Consider the following 19,180-nt stretch of genomic DNA (forward strand, 5'->3'; position numbering starts at 1 on the left):
TGATCCCCCGCCAGGCGGACTGGCGCTTTTTCAGTTGCTATAAACGACAAAACCGGGATCACTGCAAGAGCGATCCCGGCTCCGTTAAAGCCTATATCTTACTCGACTTCGGCCATTGTGTTGAGGTAGGCGCGCTCTGAAATATTGGTGTAAGCGCGGCTTTGCTCAAGATAGTTCTGCTGGGAGTCGATAATCTTGGAAGCCATGTCGCTTTCAGCAGCTGCTTCTTTCAGCAGTTTGTTGTTGGCGGCGTACATTGCATCAAAGATCTCGTCCGGGAACTGCTTGATCTGGACATTCGGATATTCTTCGCGAATGTTGGCCCAGGCTTCAGCGTTGGCGTGCTGGGAGTGAACCAGCATGTCGTAGGACGCAGTGCGCATGGCAACACGCATGATTTCCTGCAGGTCGGCCGGAAGTTTCTCCCAAACCCGCTTGTTCACCAGGAACTGGAGTTCGGTAGCAGGCTCGTGCCAGCCGGTGTAGTAGTAGTCAGCAATCTGCTGGAAACCAAGACGCAGATCCAGTGCCGGACCTACCCACTCAACGGCATCGATGGTGTTGCGCTCGAGGGCTGTGTAGAGCTCGCCCGGGGCGATGTTGGTCGGGTTAACGCCAACTTCCGCGAACACTTCACCGGCGAAACCGGGGATACGCATCTTCAGACCCTGCAGGTCTTCCAATGAGTTGATTTCCTTGCGGAACCAGCCGCCCATCTGTACGCCGGTGTTACCGCCGGGGAAAGACAGCATGTTGTGGGGCTCATAGACTTCCTGCATCAATTCCATGCCGCCGCCGTGGTAGAACCAGGCATACTGTTCCATGGCGTTCATGCCAAACGGCATGCTGGTGAAGAACAGGGTCTCGGGAACCTTGCCTTTCCAGTAGTAGGATGCGGAATGGCCCATGTCGTACTGACCAGCCTTGACCATATCAAACACGCCCAGCGGGGCTTTGTGCTTGTTGGCGGAATCGATACGGACTTTCAGGCGCCCGTCAGACATTTTCTCGACGGTTTCGGCGAAACGTTTGGTGGTGTCACCGAAAATCGGGAAGTTTGGCCCCCAGGTTTCTGCAAGGCGGAGTGTGAAGGTGTCTTGGGCGAGCGCCTGCGACGAGGCAAAGGTGGTTGCCACAGCCAGCACAGCCGCGGAAAGAACAGAACGGATCTTCATTGCTCTTCTATCCTCTTATCTTTTTTGTGGGTCGAGCGTCTTCCCTTTTAGGGAGAACCACTCTTAATGCTAGTTCACGTTAGCAATTATCGTTAACAAACGAAATCAAAAACCGCTGGGTGTACGACCTTGGTCGTACGGCGGATCAGATGTCGTCCATGCGGCTGATCTGGCTCGAGAGGCGCATGGCCTCGTGTTCTTCGAGGGAAAGCAGATCCTCAAGCAAGGCCTTGGCCTCTGGAATCTCTGCCTTGCCAATCAGGGAATCGTAGAGATCCATGACCTGGTCATGGAACTGGAAGATTTCCCTGGCAATATCCTGAAAGCTCATTGACGCGTAGTGCGTGTAGGAGTCGGCACTGGCCCTGATCGGTTTGTGGTTCAGGTAGTCGTACATGCGGGTATTGAGGGCCTTCGGGTCAGCCTGTTTCTCGAATTCCCGGACCGCTTTCTCGAGTATGGTCTCGTGGCTGGATACGTAGTCGAGGAGGGCGCTGGCTCGCTCGTCGTTGTTGAGCTTGGCGGACTCCTTCAGGCACCTGGCAAGATGCGCGTGCAGTTGCCTCGTCCATTCGATGAGGTCCTCGAACGTCTTTATTTCCATTGAGTTGCTCCTTGTCGGGCAGTTCGGTTGTAGTTGGCTTTACCGGTAAGTCTAGTCAAACTTGGAGGTTACAGGGTACCTGAACCGGGCCCGGGAACCAGCGGAGCGGAAATCGGCCATGGCAACGACACTCGGCATCATTGAAGGATTTTACGGCCCCATGTGGACCTGGCAGGAGCGGCGGCAACTGGTTCGCACCCTGGCGCCCCATGGTTACGGTTTTTATCTCTATGCCCCCAAGGCCGATGTTTTTCTGCGCCGGAAGTGGCAGCAGCCGCATCCGCCGGCGATGGCCGCGGAGTTGGCGGATTTCTCGCGCTTTTGCAGGAACGAGGGTGTTCGCTTTGGTGTGGGCCTGAGTCCGTTCGAAGTATTCAATCGGTTTGACGACGAGGCCCGGGCGGCGCTGGCAGAAAAGCTCACCCTGCTGGAGCGCATCGGGGTAGATGAGCTGGCGATTCTGTTCGATGACATGCGGTCAGACACTCCGGACCTTGCCGCTACCCAGGCGGACATTGTGCACTGGGTCCGTGATCGTACCTCGATAAAACAGCTGAGTGTCTGCCCCAGTTATTATTCCGATGATCCGGTTCTCGACCGCGTGTTCGGGGAGCGCCCGGCGGATTATCTGGAGACGCTCGGGCGAAAGCTGGACCACTCGGTGAACGTGTTCTGGACCGGGGAGGAAGTGTGTTCCCGGGAAGTGTCACCCGGTCATCTGAAACGTGTCGGAGACCTGCTTGGCCGCAAGCCGGTGCTCTGGGACAATTACCCGGTCAACGACGGCGACCGGATGTCGCAACATCTGCATCTGCGAGCCTTCACCGGACGACCTGCGGCCAACGCGGCTCACCTTGCCGGCCATGGCATCAATCCGGCGCTGCAGCCCACACTGACGGCCATCCCGGCCATAACGCTGGCGGAATCCTATCGTCTGGGGCCCTCTTATCAATACGGGCAGGCGTTCCGCCATGTCGCCCGCGAGGTGTTGGGCAGGGAGTTGGCAGCGCAGCTGCATGCGGATCTACTGGTCCTGCAGGACGCCGGGCTTGGCCGGATCAGCGATGAAAAGCGACAGAGTCTGCAACATACCTACGATGCGTTTGACCACCCTGCAGCCAACGAGATCCTGCGCTGGCTGGCCGGTGAGTATCAGGTGACTGATGAGATGGTGGCCACGCAGTAGGCGGGTGGACTATCGAAGGTAATATTCGACGGTTGAGACTACCCGAACGGTTTTTACCGGCTGTTGCTGCTCCATGATGCCCGGCGCCTGATCCCGGGCCAGAATCTGGAAAACGCCCTGATTGGCGCGTCGCAGCCCCCCGAGTTCCGCTTTCGCATCCTGGGCGAACTGGTCAGCAGCTTCCCGGGCCGATGCAGTGGCCTCGGCAATCATCTCCGGCTTGATGTCGTTGAGCCCATTGAATACGTACGTCGGGCCGGAGGGGCCGTAGTCCGAAGACAGCACCACTCCGGAGTCCACCAGTTCACTGACGCCCTGGGCTGCCTGCCGGATTCGGTCGATGTCAGTGCTGCGCACCATCAGCGTCTGGCTGATGATGAACTTCTGCTCTCCGTTGTTGGCCTGGTAGGGGTTGGCCCGGGTATCGGTGACATCCAGGCGCTGGAGTTCGACCGCATTCTGGTCAATGGCCTGCAGTTTGAGGAACGCCATGATCGCGTCCCGGCTGCTTCTTGCCCTTTCCTGGGCCTCACTCAGGGACGCGCCGGTGGCGACAAAGCGGATGGGCCACAAGGCCAGGTCCGCATTCACTTCCCGTTCAGCCACGCCTTTAACGGTCACATAGCGATCGCCGGTGCGCAGATCGGTCAGGCCATTGCCAATCAGCACGGCAGAAATGATGGCACTGACGCCGAGAATCACGGAGGCAAAAAGTTTCATGGGGTGTCCCTGTATTACGTCGCCGGAATGTTCCGGAAAGCGTCCGGTGTCTGGCTGCTATCCTTTAGTCATGGTCAAGATTAGCGTTTCACGCCCCAAGCGAAAAGGAAGGAAACATGACGGTTGTGAAAGTTGAGTGCGTCAGGGGAAACATTGCTGAACAGCAGGATATGGATGTGATCGTCAATGCTGCCAACGCCGAACTGTTACCAGGTAGTGGCGTGGCAGGCGCCATACACAGCGCCGCCGGACCAGGGCTGGCAGAGGAATGCCGGGCGCTGGCGCCGATCACGCCGGGGCAGGCTGTCATAAGCTCGGCTCACCAGCTGCCAAACCAGCACGTGATCCACTGTCTGGGGCCGGTTTATGGGGTCGACGAGCCATCCGACCGTTTGCTGGCCGAGTGCTTCAGAAATGCCCTGTTGCTGGCAGATCGGCATGAGCTGACGTCCATCGCCTTTCCTGCCATCTCCACCGGGGTGTTCGGCTATCCATTGAAAGATGCGGCGGCAGTGGCCATGAAGGCGGTGTCTGACACGCTGGCGGAGCTCAACTCTGTTTGCCTTGTCCGGTTTGTGCTGTTCAGCGACCAGGACCTATCGGTGTTTGAAAAGGCTCTTGAGTTGGAATCGGGTCTGTCACTCCGGTAGCCGACCTTTCAGTCACAGCTTTTGTCGGTCGAGCGGCGGAAGCGGGCCGTCATCGCCTCACGCTCCCGCTGGGCATCCCGGAATTCGTCGGGCAGAGGCTGGATAAAGTAGATGAAATCACCCTTGGCGCGATTATTCTCCAGGGGCGCTTCGTTGACGTCCGAAGGCCAGAACGCGGGGCTTACAACGGCAACCGAGATTTCCGGCGCGCGCTGTTTCAGAAGCGCCACGGTGCCCAGGCCGTTTTCACTGTGAAAGGTGCCGGTCACGTGCAGTACCTGGTGCTCCGGGTGCTCTGCCCGCGCCTGAAGAATACGCGTTGCCATGGTGTTGTCCCGGAGCAACTGGGCCTTGTATGTGTTGTCCATCCGCTCGCTCATGGTGTCGTCTGCCTGGTGGCTGGCACCGATGGCAGCCATGAACTTTTCCCTGTAGGCCGGGGTGTCCATGAAGGGATCGGCCGGTAACCTCTTTCTCGATGTGTCTGAAATACGGTCAAGATAGTCCGGGCCCTTGCGACCGACGCAGCGGACCACGTCGGCCGGCGCATTGGCCGCGATTACTGGAAGATTCTGCCGGCGTGCAAACTCCACCAGTGGTCGATAGGAGGCGCGGTAATTGTCCCAGGCTTCGGCGTCTTCGATCATTTCGGTTTCGCCGGTCTCTCCCCGCAGATAGCGGTCTAGCTCTTCCTGGTGATCCAGGTTGAACTGCTCCATGCTGAGAACCTGCGTCGGCCGCAGCCGAAACAGGGCGGTCTGAACCCGGGTTTGCAGAAGGTGTGAGCCATGGTGTCCGTGGTATTCCCCGACAACGACAACATCGACGTCGGCCAGTTGCTGCGCCAGTTCTTCCGGAGCCAGTGCGGTATTGTTTTCCGGGTTTACCAGTAGGGCATCGTACTGGGTTTGCGGTGCCGTACTCAGAGCGTGGGGGGCTTTCGATGAAGGCATGGCAGTGCATCCGTTCATAACAGACAGAGTGGCAAACAGCAGGATTGGCGCGATAGGTTTCATCATAGTCCTTACGTAATGAACCCCGTCAGGATTTCTTTTTACGGTCTTCCCGCCATTCCGATCCCAGTCTTTCTTCCACGTATTCCCGAATGAATTGTCGCACTTTCTGGGATGGCGTCACATCTTCCTGCTTACACAGGTCTTCAAAGGCGGCCTTTTTCTCGGGATCGATCAGCAACGTCAGGCGGGCAGTGCGGTTTTCCATTGGGTTCTTCTTCACCTCGGGTGGCTTTCGAATATGTTAACCTGGTTAACATTGAATGTAGATATAATGAGCATATAATTCGCAGTTAAAAGTTGCAATCAACGAGTCACTCATGCCACATCGTGCCCACCTGTTTTCTCTCCGGATGGCCCACGCATTCCGGGAAGCGTGTATTGATGAGCCTTACCGGGGCCGCCGTTTCCTGCGCGATGTGATGGCCGGTTTGACGGTGGGCATTATTGCCATACCCCTGGCCATGGCATTGGCGATCGCCAGTGGCGTTGCACCGCAATACGGGCTCTATACCGCCATTATTGCCGGGTTTGTGATCGCATTGACCGGCGGCAGCCGGTTCAGCATCTCCGGCCCCACCGCTGCCTTCGTTGTCATTCTGTACCCCATCGCCCAGAGCTATGGGCTGGGTGGTCTGCTTCTGGCCACCCTGATGTCGGGCGTTTTGCTGATTCTGATGGCCCTGATGCGCCTGGGTCGTTTCATCGAGTACATTCCAGAATCGGTAACCCTCGGGTTTACCGGGGGGATCGCCGTGGTGATTGCCACCCTGCAGATCCGGGATTTTCTGGGCCTTCCGATTGGTGATATGCCCGAGCATTACTGGGACAAGCTGGCCCTGCTGGCCGGTGCGCTGCCGGAATTTGATGGTATGAGTACGTTAGTGGCCGGTGTCACCCTTGCCTGCATGTTGCTCTGGCCACGCCTGAAAACCCCGGTGCCCCCGCATCTGCCGGCAGTGGTGATCGGAAGCCTGCTTGCGCTCTGGTTGAATGCCCAGGGTGCTGATATCGATACCATTGGTTCAAGGTTCAGCTATCTCTTGCCGGACGGTACCGAGGGAGCGGGTATTCCGCCGTTCCTGCCGGAATTCGCCTGGCCGTGGCAGCAGGCCGGGGCATCGGGCGAGCCTGTCGGACTGTCATGGTCGCTGGTCCGGGACCTGCTGCCGGCTGCCTTTGCCATCGCCATGCTCGGCGCCATCGAGTCCCTCCTGTGTGCCGTGGTGCTTGATGGCATGACCGGCAAGCGCCACAGCGCCAACAGCGAGCTCATGGGGCAGGGACTTGGCAACATCATCACGCCGTTTTTCGGCGGCATTACCGCCACGGCCGCCATCGCCCGCTCGGCGGCCAACTACCGCGCCGGCGCCGAGTCTCCGGTCTCCGCAATGGTGCATTCGCTGGTCGTTCTGCTGGCGCTGGTTTCGCTGGCGGGCCTGCTGGCGTATCTTCCCATGCCGGCCATGGCCGCCCTGCTGGTGATGGTGGCCTGGAATATGAGTGAGGCTCACAAATCCCTGCATCTGCTAAAGACCGCGCCGCGCAGCGACATCCTGGTTTTTCTCACCTGTTTTTCACTGACGGTATTGCTCGACATGGTGATTGCCATCACCACCGGCGTCCTGTTGGCGGCGGTTCTGTTCATGCGGGAAATGGCACAGATGACCAGGGTCACGGATATCACCCTGAGTAATCGGATCACTGACTACGAACTGCCCCATGGCTGGCAGGTCTTCAAGATCAACGGGCCCTTGTTCTTTGCCGCCGCCGATCGGATTTTCGGAGAGCTGGCGGCGCTCTCCCGGAATGCTCGCGGGTTCATTCTGTATATGGACGGCGTCACGATTCTCGATGCCGGCGGGCTGTCCGCCCTGAACAAGCTCATTGCCACCTGTGAGCGGGACGGTACTCAGATCGTTATTGCCGATCTTCAGTTTCAGCCTTTGCGCACCCTCGCTCGCGCCGGGGTTGCGCCGGTAGCTGGCGTTACCCGCTATACTTCCTCCCTGGACGAAGCTTTGCGTCTGATCAGTTGCCCTGCGTCTGAAACTGATCGGGCTTCCGGATAAAACCCTGATTTCATCGGTTTCCGGATGGTCTACCCTGACGCGACGAAAATACTCTCTTCAAGAGGACTGCCATGCTGCCTTTTCGGCTGATCGACCGAGTCAAATTCATACTGGAACGCCAGCTCGTCAAGGGCGCGGGATTTCAGCTTCTCGTGGTCGGTGTATTCATTGGTCTGATCTCGTTAATCGGTGGCCTGCTTGTGGTCCCTCAGGGCGGCGACTTCGAGGATCCCGGCTCGGCGATCTGGTGGGCGTTTCTTCGGTTGACCGATCCCGGCTATCTGGGCGACGACGTTGGCACCTGGCAGCGCTTTGTCTCGACCTTGCTGACTATCAGCGGCTATGTGGTGTTCATGGGTACTCTGGTGGCGATCCTGACACGGTGGTTGATCGCAAAAATGGCGGATCTTGAGAGAGGCCTCACGCCGGTTACGCTGAAGAACCATGTGGTGGTGCTGGGCTGGACCAGCCAGACCCTTCCGCTGCTCTCGGAGTTGTTGGGCTCCAGTGGCCGGGTGCGCCGTTTTCTGGAAAAGCACGATGCCCAGAAGCTCAACCTCGTGGTGCTGTCTGAAGAGGCTTCTGCAGCCCAGGTCCATGAGTTACGCACCGAGCCTGGTATCGGGAGCCGGGCCCGCCAGATCATCCTGCGTTCAGGATCAGCAATCCAGCCGGATGCCCTGCACCGGGTGGCGTGTCTGGATGCAGCGGCGGTCATCGTACCCAGCGCGGCCCACGAAGCTGGCAGCCTGGTCACGTCGGACGTGGAGACGGTCAAGGCGCTGCTTTCCATAGCCGCACAGGCAAGGCATTTTCAGTCCTCATTGCCGTTTGTGGTGGCTGAGATCCAGGACGTCCGCAAGCTCCCGGTGATCGAGCGGGCCTACCCCGGGGCCGTGGAGGTCGTGGCCGGCGATGCCACCATCAGTCGCCTGATGGTGCAGAACATCCTTCATCCTGGCCTGTCGGAAGTGTTCAACGAGTTGCTGACAGCCGGCGAAGGGAACGAGATCTATATCCGCGGAGGCGAGTCGCTGGCAGGCATGACGTTGGGCGAGCTGGCGGCCGCCCGGCCCGAAGTCATCGTGCTGGGGCTGTTGAAGCCCAGCGGTTCAGGCTGGGACGTCCAGTTGTTGGCGCCCTCAGACTCACCCATTGAAGCGACTGATCGGGTGGTCATCATGGCCCGGGATTACTCCGAGACCGAGCCGAATCCCAAAATGGCGCCTTTGCCAATACTGGTGAGAGGGCAGGCGGTGCGGGTTGAGCGACCCGTGGACCAGATGAATCACCGTGTTCTGGTGTTGGGCTGGAACCGACGCGTGCCCAGCCTGATCGCGGAATTCCTCAGCTACGGACACCGTCATTTTGAGGTGGACCTGGTTTCCGTGGTTCCCAAAGCCGAGCGGGAGCAGGCCATTGCCCGGTATGTCGAAAATGCCGACCGCCTGACCTGTCGGCATATCGAGGCGGACTACATGGTAGAGGGGGAGCTCCGCCGGATAGGGCCGGCGGGCTACGATACCGTGATCCTGCTGAGCAGTGACCGGCTGGCTTCGGGTGAAGAGGCCGATGCCCGCGCGATGGTTGGGTACCTCCAGCTTGAAGACATCCTGGCCGATTTTGCCCGGAGGCCCCAACTGGTCATGGAATTGAGCGACCCCGACAACCGGCACCTGCTGGATGGGCATCAGAGCGAGATGATGATCAGCCCCATGATTCTCAGTCACGTTCTGGCTCAGGTGGCGCTGCGGCGGGAGCTTCGCATCGTGCTGGATGAGCTGTTCACTGTTGGCGGTGCCGAGATCCAGTTCCGGGATCCGGCGGATTACCCCTTGCCCGCCAGTGCGACGTTTCAGGTGCTGGAAAAGACGGTGGCGTCTGAAGGTGAGCTGGCACTCGGGATTTTTCGGCAACGTGCCAATGAAAACGGGCGCCACCTGCAGCTGAACCCGCCCCGCAAGGACTACCTGGAGTTACAGCCTGGTGACCGACTGGTCGTGCTGTGCCTGACCTGATTGCGGGTCAGTCGATGCTGTCGAGCAGTGCCGCCATGATGTCGTCCATGACCACAAAGCCTTTGAGGTCATTGTCGGCCAGCACCAGAAGGCGCTTTACCCGATATTTGCTCATCAGGCTGGCGGCATGTCGGACGTTCAGATTCTCGCCAACGCTGATGACAGGCTTGGCGCAGGCGTCGTAAACGTTCAGAAGGTCGATGTCGCCGTCTTCGGCAATGACCGTTTTCAGCACGTTGGTATAGGTGATCAGACCCCAGGCATCGTGCTCGCTGGTCTTCTCCACCACCAGCGATTTCACAGAGTGCTGTTTCATCTGTGACAGCGCCTCACGGATGCTGGCAAACGGAGAGATGGTCATAACATCCCGCACCATCACATCTTTGACCAGTTTCATGGCTGTTCTCCGGTTACAGTGAATCTTTCAGATGTTGTTCGAATTTTGCGACCTGGGACATGTCGATCCCGCCCAGGTGTTCGAGGGGAAGCGTGAACACCAGTCCCCTGGAATCGTTATGCTCGGGCATGAGTATTTTCTGGATAACCTTCAGAATATCGAGCGAGAGGCCCTTCTCCAGCACCATCAGCAGAACACTCTGGCTGCCGTCGTAGGTCAGGCCGAAGAAGGTTTTCTTCGCGGTGTTGCTGATACCGCGGCCGGGGATCACCGTGATACCACCGGCGCCAAGGTCTCTCGCGGCATTAACGCATTCCTGCTCCTGATCCTCTGGAACAATTGCTACCAGAACCGAAAATTTCATGAGTCTGTTTTCCTCTGCTTGGCAAGCATTTCAACAATGATGGCGTAGCTCATCACCGTCACAATCGGAAAGATGGAGGCGAAGGCAATCAGGCCGAACCCGTCGATCAGCACGTTACGGCCTTCAATGCTGCTGGCCAGACCAATACCCAGTGCGGTTACCAGAGGTACGGTAACCTCGGAGGTGGTAACCCCGCCAAGATCGTACGCCAGTGGGATGATGTATCTCGGGGCCAGCGCGGTCAGGATTATGACCAGAATATAGCCGCCAATGATGTAATGGTGAATTGAATCGCCACTGATAATCCGGTGGACGCCAAGTGTGATCCCCACAGCGACTCCGACCGCCACAATAATCCTGATGGCATTGCCGTTTATGGTACCGGCGGCCGCCTGTTCCGCCTGGTGTCCGATTGCGATCAACGCGGGTTCGGCCATGGTGGTGGCGAATCCGATCATGAAGGCGAAGAGATAGACAAAGACGAAGCCCTCCATGCTCATCAGTTGCCGGGCCATACTGGTGCCGATCGGGAACAGGCCGAGTTTCAGGCCGACCACGAAGGCATAGAGACCCAGCACCACCAACGCAAACCCGAACAGGATCTTGCGCGGGTTGGTGAGCCCCCGGCGCAACACCAGGTACTGGAAAAAAAGGATAGTGATAATGATCGGGAGTACATCCCGGATCATGCCAGCAAGATCGAGCAGCATGGTTAGCAGAACGGGAGTCTGATCGGCGGTTCCATTGTGTATGAGGGTTGGTGCCGTGGTTGGATCGGTGGTCACACCGGAGTAGACAACAATCCCGTAAAGCTGAACAGTAATCATGGGAACCATCACGGCGAGGGCAACCAGTCCGAAACCGTCCAACAGGGGGGTGCGCCCCCGAATGGAAGCCGCCAGGCCAATGCCCAGAGCTGCGATCAGGGGAACGGTGACGATGTTGGTGGTCACGCCACCGGAATCGTAGGCAAGACCAACAATCTCGGGTGGCGCGAACCAGGTGATGATCACCACCACGATGTAGCCGATGATCATGAACCAGTGCAGCGGGTAACCAAATATGGTTCTGAACACGCCCAGGGCAACGACCAGGCCGACGGAAACGGCCACCAGCATCCTGAGCGTCAGGGCCTTTATCTTGCCCTCGCTGATTTCCTCCGCCTGCTGGGCCACGGCAATCAGTGCCGGCTCTGCCACCACAGCAGAAAAGCCCATTGAGAAACCGAACGAGAGCAGAACCGGCACAGAGCCCTTACGGGCAAACTGATTGGACAGGCTTTTGCCGACCGGGAAAATGCTCAGCTCAAGGCCCTGGAGGAACAGGGCAACGCCGACAGCCACGATAAGCAGACCTGCTGCCATTGCAAGCGTGTTGTCCGGAATTTGCCGGAGAATAACGAGCTGGAAGAAAACAACGACGGCGATGATCGGAAACAGGTTCTTCAGGGCGTGCACAAGGGAGTGGCTGAAAGCTCGCAGGTAGAACACTGTTTGCGCCTGATCGGTTCGGGTAAGACTTGCTCACTGGTAACAGTAACAATAGCCACTGTTCCGGTGTTGATCCAACTCAAGAATGAGGGCTTCTTACCATTCACCAGGAAAATGCTGAAAATAGATCATATAAATTTCAATTATAAATTTGAAACCACTAAAGTAACCATCAACGTCAGCGCTTCGCTCAAAAAGTGAGCAGGTTGTTGGCTTCGGAAGTGGCTGTACGCTTCTCCGCATCGACTTAGAAAACCAACGTAGAAAGGATTGAGACCATGCCCTACGCACAAGACGTTGACCAGATCGCTTCCCTGTTGAAGCAGCACCCGACCTGGAACGCCATTAACCCGAAGCACGCCGCTCGCATGCGCGCCCAGAACAAGTTCAAGACCGGTCTGGACATCGCCAAGTACACCGCAAAGATCATGCGTGAAGACATGGCGAACTACGACAATGACACCGCTCAGTACACCCAGTCCCTGGGTTGCTGGCACGGTTTCATCGGCCAGCAGAAGATGCTGTCCATCAAGAAGCACTTCGGTACTACCAAGCGTCGTTACCTGTACCTGTCTGGCTGGATGGTTGCCGCCCTGCGTTCCGAGTTCGGCCCGCTGCCTGACCAGTCCATGCATGAGAAGACGGCCGTATCTGGCCTGATCGAAGAGCTTTACACCTTCCTGCGTCAGGCCGATGCCTGGGAACTCAACCACCTGTTCCGTGCCCTGGAAGAAGCCGAGAATGCCGGCGACAACGCCAAGGCGGAAGAGCTGATCAAGCAGATCGACAACCACGAAACTCACGTTGTGCCGATCATTGCCGACATCGACGCTGGTTTCGGCAACGCCGAAGCGACTTACCTGCTGGCCAAGCAGATGATCGAAGCGGGTGCCTGCTGCATCCAGATCGAGAACCAGGTGTCTGACGAGAAGCAGTGCGGTCACCAGGACGGCAAGGTAACTGTTCCCCACGCCGACTTCCTGTCCAAGATCAACGCCGTTCGTCTGGCGTTCCTCGAACTGGGTGTTGATGACGGCGTTATCGTTGCCCGTACCGACTCCCTGGGCGCTGGCCTGACCCAGAAGATCGCCGTAACCGAAGAGCCGGGCGATCTGGGTGACCAGTACAACAGCTTCATCGATGGCGAAGTGATCGAGAAAGCTGAAGACATCAACAACGGCGACGTTGTGATCAAGCAGAAGGGCCAGCTGGTTCGTCCTAAGCGTCTGGCTTCTGGCCTGTTCCAGTTCAAGCCGGGCACTGGCGAAGACCGTGTTGTGCTGGACTGCATCACCAGCCTGCAGAACGGCGCTGACCTGCTGTGGATCGAAACAGAGAAGCCGCACGTTGGCCAGATCGCTGCCATGGTTAACCGCATCAAGGAAGTGGTTCCTGACGCCAAGCTGGTTTACAACAACAGCCCGTCCTTCAACTGGACTCTGAACTTCCGTCAGCAGGTATTCGACGCATGGCAGGAAGAAGGCAAGGACGTATCTGCCTACGACCGTCCGAAGCTGATGAGCGAAGAGTACGACAACACCGAGCTGGGTCAGCTGGCTGACGAATGGTGCCGTAACTTCCAGCGTGATGGTTCACGCGAAGCGGGTATCTTCCACCACCTGATCACCCTGCCGACGTACCACACTGCGGCTCTGTCTACCGACAACCTGGCCAAGGGCTACTTCGGTGACGAAGGCATGCTGGCCTACGTTGCCGGTGTACAGCGCAAGGAAATCCGTCAGGGCATCGCCACCGTTAAGCACCAGGATATGGCTGGTTCCAACATCGGTGATGACCACAAGGAATTCTTTGCTGGCGACGCGGCCCTGAAGGCCGGTGGTAAAGACAACACGATGAACCAGTTCGGTTAATCGACGGTTCGGATGTTGCTGAAGCGAGCCCTACGGGTTCGCTTCAAACCAGAAAACCCCGCCTGGCGCGGGGTTTTTCTTTTTGACACCGCTGATTTTCCGTAAGTATCTGAAAAAAAGATATAAACAGCCGGTTTGCTGTTTTCCCTGCGTCCTCCCTGTTTCATTCCTGAAACAGTTTTCCTGTCCCTACGCCCTGCCAAGTCTGGAGTGATCTTTATAAAGGTTAGCAAAAACATCTAGTTGGAGTTGGTTTACGGATTCTGGCACGGGAATCGCTCGTTTGTTGTGGCGGGTCTGAACCTTGGCTTACCCGAAGGCTAGCGGGTTGGGTCGGATCCCTTAAAAGCCAATAACTTCAAAGGAAATGACATCATGAACACCAAAAAAACACTGCTAGCAGCTGCCATCGCAATGACAATGGGCGTTTCCGGTTTTGCCTATGCGGACCAGGGCGGAGATGGAGATCCGAATACCAATGCGGACAACACCTCAACCGCCAACAACGACCAATCTGGCAACACTGACTCCGGTAACGACAACTCCACTGACAACTCGGACAACAGCACTGACGTGGCTGATTCGTTCAAGATTGCCGACAGTGGCAACGACAACTCCACGGATAGCTCCGATAACTCAACGAATGTTGCGGACAGTGCGAACGACAATTCCGACAACAGCACCGATGTGGCTGATTCGTTCAAGATCTCCGACAGCGGCAATGACAATTCGGACAATTCCACCAACGTTGCTGACAGCGGTAATACCGCCGTGGCTGATAGCGGAAATGACAACTCCGACAACTCCACCAATGTGGCAGACAGTGCGAACGACAGTTCGGACAACTCTATTAGTGTGGCCGACAGTGGGAATGACAGTTCGGATAATTCCACCAACGTCGCCGACAGCGGGAATGACAGCTCCGATAACTCCACGAACGTCGCGGATAGCGGAAACGACAATTCCGACAACTCCACGAATGTTGCTGACAGCGGCAACACCGCGGTGGCCGATAGCGGAAATGATAACTCCGACAACTCCACCAATGTGGCAGACAGTGGGAATGACAGCTCTGATAATTCCACGAACGTCGCGGATAGCGGAAACGACAATTCCGACAACTCCACCAATGTAGCCGATAGCGGTAATACCACCGTCTCGGATAGTGGCAATGACAGCTCCGACAACTCAACCAACATTGCCGATAGCGGGAATACCACTATCTCCGACAGTGGAAACGACAGCTCCGATAACTCATTGGCTCTGGATCTGGATGTGTTCCTGAACAACGCTGATCTGGACGGCAGTGTATCGGGTGCCTCAACCACCTACGGCGATGCCAACGGCAGAGCGTCCTACACCGATGCCCGGAACCGCAATGAAATCTCTGGCGGTTCAGCGAACTTCACCGGTGTTGGCGCCTTTGCCCAGAATGCAGGCAATGGCAACGTTACACAGGCGAATGTCAGTGTAATGTCCAACCTGTCCACCGGCCAGTAAGGAATCCGGGCCGCATCTAAACGGGTGCGGCCCGGTTATTCCGGGAGAACTGCCATGGGTTACGTCATCAGAGGGAAACTGAAGGCTGCCTTGCTGGCATTGTTGCTCGGAACATCGGGATTTGTTTCGGCCGAGCAGTGGATGGATGCCATGACCCTGACGGAGGATCAGTTGGCGGATGCAAGTGGTCGCCAGGGAGTTTCGATGCAATTGCAGGTTAACAATAACCAGCAGAATGCGAATGTCTCCGACAACCTGCTGTCCGGAAATGTTGTCACCGGGAATAACAGTATTTCCGACAACGCGTTCGGCAACATGAGCGGGGTTGCCACTGTTATCCAGAACACGGGTAATCAGGTGGTCATTCAGGACAGTACCCAGATCAACATACTGATCAATCACTGACGGAGGTGGACCATGACCAGGAAGGTTCTTGTCGCGGTTTGCGCGAGTGCCGGGCTGCTATGGTCCACCGCATTTGCCGGCTCGGTCATGGTGCCGGGTATTGGCGGTGATATCCGGCTTACGGTGAACAGTTTCGAAAGCCGTCGCTTTGACAGTGTCCTGCGACAGCAGTACGACTTCAGCTGTGGCTCCGCAGCGGTCGCCTCGTTATTGAGCTTTCATTACGAGGATCAGGTCAGCGAACACGATGTTTTCATTGAAATGCTGGCGTTGGCAGATGAGGAAAAGGTGCGCCGGCATGGGTTCTCCATGCTCGATATGAAGCGCTACCTGGCATCCAGAGGGTACCAGGCTGATGGATTCCGCTTGCCCTTGGCCGGGCTCAGGGAGAAGGTTCGCCTGCCGATGATTGTGTTGCTGAACATTGAGGGTTTCCGTCATTTCGTGCTGATCAAGGGCATCAGTGAAGACGAGGTGTTGATAGGAGACCCCGCCCGGGGTCTGAAAATCTATTCTTACGCAAAATTCAGCGAGTACTGGGATGGCACCGCCTTTGTAATTCGCAGTCATCTTGATCGGGGGCGCGATCACTTTCTCGCCGATGGTCGTTGGCCCCAGGTGGCCAGGGCGCCATTGGAAAAAGGCCTCGGTGGACCATCTCTCGGCCACACGCTGCCGTACTGGCCCTCAACGAGGGAATGGTGATAATCATGAAGGGCAGGATGCCTAAGGTCGCATTGCTGGCTATTGCCTGCACAACCTTATCGCCGGTTACCCGGGCCGAACTGAATCCCGGGGTTGACCCCATCAGTGACACGGAGCTTTCGGAGTATCGTGGCGGCTTCCTGATGGATAACCTGGAGATCAGTATCGGTCTGGAGCAAATTGTTGGTATTAACGGTGACACCCTGGTTATCAACCGATTGACCATTCCCAACCTTAACCAGCCCGTCAATGATCGTTTGCCGGATCACCAGATGGAGACCGTATTGGAGGTGATCAGTGCGAACCGCAGCGGCGGTGCACGGGTAGCCAGCAATATGGCGGGTCCCAACGGCTGGATGACGGTGGTTCAGAACAGCCTGGATAGCACTGTGATACAGAATATGCACCAGCTGAATATCGAGCTGAACAATCTGGGTGCTGGTAATCAGCTCCCGGCCCGGTTCAGTGATCAACTGATTCAGTTGCTTGGCCGCTGAGAGATTATCAATTCCTCCCTAGAGACTGATCGGAAGCTTGAGTGTAATCTCGCTGTTAGGCGCGTTTTCAGTAACGCCAATGCTTACCGTTAGGCTCAGGGATGTGGATTGCGCTAAACGCTGAGACAACCCGAATGACAGCGATCCGATCTGAATTCGGTCGAAATTGGATTCAAAAAGATCAATGTTCCTCTCGAACGTGGTTTTTCGGATAACGGAGTGATCATAGCCCAGGCTGAACGACGTGCGTTCGTTAAAGGCGAATCCCATCCCGAAGCCAAAACGTACGATATCGCCGGGGTCGACAGTGCCTCCGTTTTCAAAGCCTTGCTCCTCTTTAAGGGTCCAGACATAACTCAGGTTGCCGAACAACACGGCCGGGTCGGTCGGGTAGATGAATGAGAGTCCGGGTTCGAATGCCCAGAAGCCTGAACCTGTTGGCCGGCTTTCCAGTTCGATGCCAATCGGATTGCCCTGATTATCCTCAATGACCCTCTGGTCAACGTCGTAGGGGCCCTCGCCGGTTGGCGCTCTTACGCGCAGCGCGCCAATCACGTAGGGCCAGCCGCCCAGGCCGTCGGTTAATTGGTAACGGGCTGAAACTTCAACATCACCGAGACCCTCGCCAGAGGATTCGCGCAGTGTATCCACCGGTGTGCCCTGAAAAACCTCACGCTCTCTCAAATCCTCATTGATGCTGAGGTAAGGCACGCGGACCGCCGCCTCAAATTTGCTGGTGAAGCCGTATTTGAGTGACATGGCACCGACAAAAATATCACGCTGAATCTCGGAAATATTGATCAGTCCGATCAGCAGGGCAGGGATCACAGTATAACCTTCGATCGCGACTGCCGTTGAGTTGCTGTGGGCATGGGAAAAGGATGGTTCGATGGTAAACCGGCCCGGCCGGGTGACGATGCCCCGGTCCGCGGTAATGGAGGCAATATCGGTTGCCGGGTCGTGGCCTTCGTCAGTTGTTGCCCGGACACTCGTCGGGGCGGCCGACGCATCCTCGTCGGCCTGAGCGCCTTCTGCCAACATGGAGTAGCCCAGAGAAACAAGCGGGATGAGCCATAGTGTGTTTTTTTTCATTGGGAAACTCCTTCAGTTGTCTTTCTGCGGCCGGGTTGATGTGCCATGAGGCACTCGGTGCTTATCCATCAGCCGGTAGAGCGAAACCCTTGAAATATTCAGAAGCCGGGCGGCTGCTGACACGTTGTTGTGGGCAAGCGCGAGACTTACCGAGATCGCCTGTCTGTCCGCTCTCGATCGAAAAGCGTCCAGTGAGAGTTCTCGGCTGCGGTCGTGGTTATCGGTTGAGATGGCGGTGAAACCCATGTCTTCGGCCCCGATCTGTGGGCTTTCTCCCAGCAACAATGCCTGGCGCAAGCGGTTCTGCAGCTCCCTCAGGTTGCCTGGCCAGGGGTGGCCAGCCAGACAAATCAATGCATCGTCAGTGAGGCGCCTGGTGGCTTTAGCCGAGGGTGTGGCCGAGAGTATCCGACTGGCAATAGCAGGAATGTCTTCCTTGCGTTCCCGCAACGGTGGCAACAACACATGCAGGCTTCCAAGCCGGTAAAACACATCGCTTCGGAACGCCCCGGTCTTGACCAGCTGTTCGAGCGGCTTCGTGCTTGTCGCAATGAGCCGGGTATCGACGCTGATGGGATGATTGGAGCCCAGGCGCTCAATCAGGCCCTCCTGGAGGAAACGCAGAATGGCCGATTGTTGTTCTGAGCAAAGCTCATCGACACCGATCAATAACAGAGTGCCGCCATTGGCCGCTTCAATTCGACCTTTCTGGGCACTCATGGCATGGGTAAATGCCCCTTTTTCGTGGCCGAAGAGCTCGTTCTGGGTCAAAGAGCGGGGCAGGGCTGCGCAGTTCACTGCGATCAGCGGCTTGTTTCTGCGTGGCGAATTGTCGTGAATGTAACGGGCGGCAGCTTCCTTGCCGGTTCCGTTCTCGCCATAGATCATTACGGATTCTTCAGTGCGGGCAAATTTCCGCAATAACTCTCTGACCTGCCGGATCGCCAGCGACTCACCCTCAAGAGCTACGTCGTGATAACAGGCGGGTTTCGCTCGGGACGCCTTCGCCTGAAGCTCAGACATACCCCACAGGTGGCCGAGAATGCCATTGAGTCGGTCGGCCTGTAGCGGAAGTGTATGGTAGTCCTTACAGTAACGGTTGATCAGAGCACAGATTTCCGGGCTCTGGATCTGATGAGGTTCCAATGTAGCAACCCAGTGCTGGACCGGAATCGTGTCCAGCCACTCGGGCAAGTGGGCCAGTTGATCCCCTTTCAGGGAGCCCAGGTCAAACACGCCAACTCTGGCCCCACTGCCGGACCTCTCGCCTGCGCAGGGTTTGTCTGTCGGGGGAACATGAATAAGCTGCCAGTCCCGTAGCAAGGGCCCGCTGGCAGCTAAAGCCGGGTACACCGCCGACAACCAAACAAGCGGTCGTTTTTCCTTCATGGCGACTCTCCCAGAGAATGTGCCTTGAAAAA

19 protein-coding genes are annotated in these 19,180 nt (G+C 57.1%); 9 read left to right on the top strand and 10 right to left on the bottom strand.

The annotated features are described in order from the left end of the window. Nucleotides 1–98: 98 nt before the first annotated feature. Together ACWJ62_RS10495 and ACWJ62_RS10500 are read right to left on the bottom strand one after the other, a co-directional pair. Nucleotides 99–1,175 (bottom strand): TRAP transporter substrate-binding protein, encoded by a 1,077-nt coding sequence (locus ACWJ62_RS10495; RefSeq protein ID WP_449286122.1) that lies wholly within the window; start codon nt 1,173–1,175, stop codon nt 99–101. A gap of 145 nt (nt 1,176–1,320) precedes the next feature. Continuing rightward, nucleotides 1,321–1,779, bottom strand: a complete 459-nt coding sequence (locus ACWJ62_RS10500) for a hypothetical protein (RefSeq protein WP_062786140.1) — start codon at nt 1,777–1,779, stop codon at nt 1,321–1,323. A gap of 118 nt (nt 1,780–1,897) precedes the next feature. On the opposite strand from ACWJ62_RS10500, the gene ACWJ62_RS10505 reads away from it, so the two are divergent. Then, the gene (locus ACWJ62_RS10505; RefSeq protein ID WP_449286123.1) at nt 1,898–2,965 is read left to right on the top strand and encodes a beta-N-acetylglucosaminidase domain-containing protein; all 1,068 of its coding nucleotides are present in this window, start codon (nt 1,898–1,900) and stop codon (nt 2,963–2,965) included. 9 nt (nt 2,966–2,974) lie between these two features. On the opposite strand, the gene ACWJ62_RS10510 is transcribed toward ACWJ62_RS10505, so the two are convergent. Beyond that, nucleotides 2,975–3,685: an SIMPL domain-containing protein gene (locus ACWJ62_RS10510; RefSeq protein ID WP_088826851.1), complete on the bottom strand. Its 711-nt coding sequence runs from the start codon at nt 3,683–3,685 to the stop codon at nt 2,975–2,977. Between the two features lie 116 nt (nt 3,686–3,801). Here ACWJ62_RS10510 and ACWJ62_RS10515 point away from each other — a divergent pair, with 116 nt between their 5' ends. Further along, nucleotides 3,802–4,335, top strand: a complete 534-nt coding sequence (locus ACWJ62_RS10515; RefSeq protein ID WP_449286124.1) for a macro domain-containing protein — start codon at nt 3,802–3,804, stop codon at nt 4,333–4,335. Between the two features lie 8 nt (nt 4,336–4,343). Here the strand turns inward: ACWJ62_RS10515 and ACWJ62_RS10520 are convergent, their stop codons facing one another. Together ACWJ62_RS10520 and ACWJ62_RS10525 are read right to left on the bottom strand one after the other, a co-directional pair. Next, nucleotides 4,344–5,288, bottom strand: coding sequence for a ChaN family lipoprotein (locus ACWJ62_RS10520; protein ID WP_449286125.1), 945 nt, complete (start codon nt 5,286–5,288; stop codon nt 4,344–4,346). Nucleotides 5,289–5,376: 88 nt separating this feature from the next. Beyond that, nucleotides 5,377–5,556 (bottom strand): CopG family transcriptional regulator, encoded by a 180-nt coding sequence (locus ACWJ62_RS10525; RefSeq protein ID WP_449286126.1) that lies wholly within the window; start codon nt 5,554–5,556, stop codon nt 5,377–5,379. Between the two features lie 112 nt (nt 5,557–5,668). Here ACWJ62_RS10525 and dauA point away from each other — a divergent pair, with 112 nt between their 5' ends. After that, nucleotides 5,669–7,420 (top strand): C4-dicarboxylic acid transporter DauA, encoded by a 1,752-nt coding sequence (gene dauA / locus ACWJ62_RS10530; protein ID WP_449286127.1) that lies wholly within the window; start codon nt 5,669–5,671, stop codon nt 7,418–7,420. A gap of 71 nt (nt 7,421–7,491) precedes the next feature. Beyond that, nucleotides 7,492–9,438 (top strand): CASTOR/POLLUX-related putative ion channel, encoded by a 1,947-nt coding sequence (locus tag ACWJ62_RS10535; protein ID WP_449286128.1) that lies wholly within the window; start codon nt 7,492–7,494, stop codon nt 9,436–9,438. 7 nt (nt 9,439–9,445) lie between these two features. Here ACWJ62_RS10535 and ACWJ62_RS10540 read toward each other — a convergent pair whose 3' ends face one another. The 3 genes from ACWJ62_RS10540 to ACWJ62_RS10550 are packed head-to-tail and all read right to left on the bottom strand — an operon-like array spanning nt 9,446 to nt 11,689. Further along, complete coding sequence (locus ACWJ62_RS10540; protein ID WP_014578444.1) at nt 9,446–9,835, bottom strand: CBS domain-containing protein; 390 nt, start codon at nt 9,833–9,835, stop codon at nt 9,446–9,448. Nucleotides 9,836–9,848: 13 nt separating this feature from the next. Further along, nucleotides 9,849–10,199 (bottom strand): transcriptional regulator, encoded by a 351-nt coding sequence (locus tag ACWJ62_RS10545; RefSeq protein WP_449286129.1) that lies wholly within the window; start codon nt 10,197–10,199, stop codon nt 9,849–9,851. Further along, the gene (locus ACWJ62_RS10550) at nt 10,196–11,689 is read right to left on the bottom strand and encodes a DUF1538 domain-containing protein (RefSeq protein ID WP_449286130.1); all 1,494 of its coding nucleotides are present in this window, start codon (nt 11,687–11,689) and stop codon (nt 10,196–10,198) included. Before ACWJ62_RS10550 ends, ACWJ62_RS10545 begins: the two co-directional genes overlap by 4 nt. Nucleotides 11,690–11,967: 278 nt before the next feature. On the opposite strand from ACWJ62_RS10550, the gene ACWJ62_RS10555 reads away from it, so the two are divergent. From ACWJ62_RS10555 to ACWJ62_RS10575, 5 genes are all read left to right on the top strand, one after another. Further along, nucleotides 11,968–13,560 (top strand): isocitrate lyase, encoded by a 1,593-nt coding sequence (locus ACWJ62_RS10555; protein ID WP_449286131.1) that lies wholly within the window; start codon nt 11,968–11,970, stop codon nt 13,558–13,560. 375 nt (nt 13,561–13,935) lie between these two features. Beyond that, nucleotides 13,936–15,060, top strand: coding sequence for a hypothetical protein (locus ACWJ62_RS10560; protein WP_064229873.1), 1,125 nt, complete (start codon nt 13,936–13,938; stop codon nt 15,058–15,060). A 54-nt stretch (nt 15,061–15,114) separates the two neighbouring features. Further along, nucleotides 15,115–15,465 (top strand): hypothetical protein, encoded by a 351-nt coding sequence (locus ACWJ62_RS10565; protein WP_449286132.1) that lies wholly within the window; start codon nt 15,115–15,117, stop codon nt 15,463–15,465. Between the two features lie 12 nt (nt 15,466–15,477). Further along, the gene (locus tag ACWJ62_RS10570) at nt 15,478–16,170 is read left to right on the top strand and encodes a C39 family peptidase (RefSeq protein ID WP_449286133.1); all 693 of its coding nucleotides are present in this window, start codon (nt 15,478–15,480) and stop codon (nt 16,168–16,170) included. A gap of 5 nt (nt 16,171–16,175) precedes the next feature. Then, nucleotides 16,176–16,667 (top strand): hypothetical protein, encoded by a 492-nt coding sequence (locus ACWJ62_RS10575; protein WP_449286134.1) that lies wholly within the window; start codon nt 16,176–16,178, stop codon nt 16,665–16,667. Nucleotides 16,668–16,685: 18 nt separating this feature from the next. Here the strand turns inward: ACWJ62_RS10575 and ACWJ62_RS10580 are convergent, their stop codons facing one another. Together ACWJ62_RS10580 and ACWJ62_RS10585 are read right to left on the bottom strand one after the other, a co-directional pair. Further along, complete coding sequence (locus ACWJ62_RS10580; RefSeq protein ID WP_449286135.1) at nt 16,686–17,759, bottom strand: transporter; 1,074 nt, start codon at nt 17,757–17,759, stop codon at nt 16,686–16,688. Between the two features lie 12 nt (nt 17,760–17,771). Beyond that, complete coding sequence (locus tag ACWJ62_RS10585; protein WP_449286136.1) at nt 17,772–19,148, bottom strand: sigma 54-interacting transcriptional regulator; 1,377 nt, start codon at nt 19,146–19,148, stop codon at nt 17,772–17,774. Between the last annotated feature and the right edge of the window lie 32 nt (nt 19,149–19,180).

This window comes from Marinobacter sp. PE14 (genome assembly GCF_053566155.1).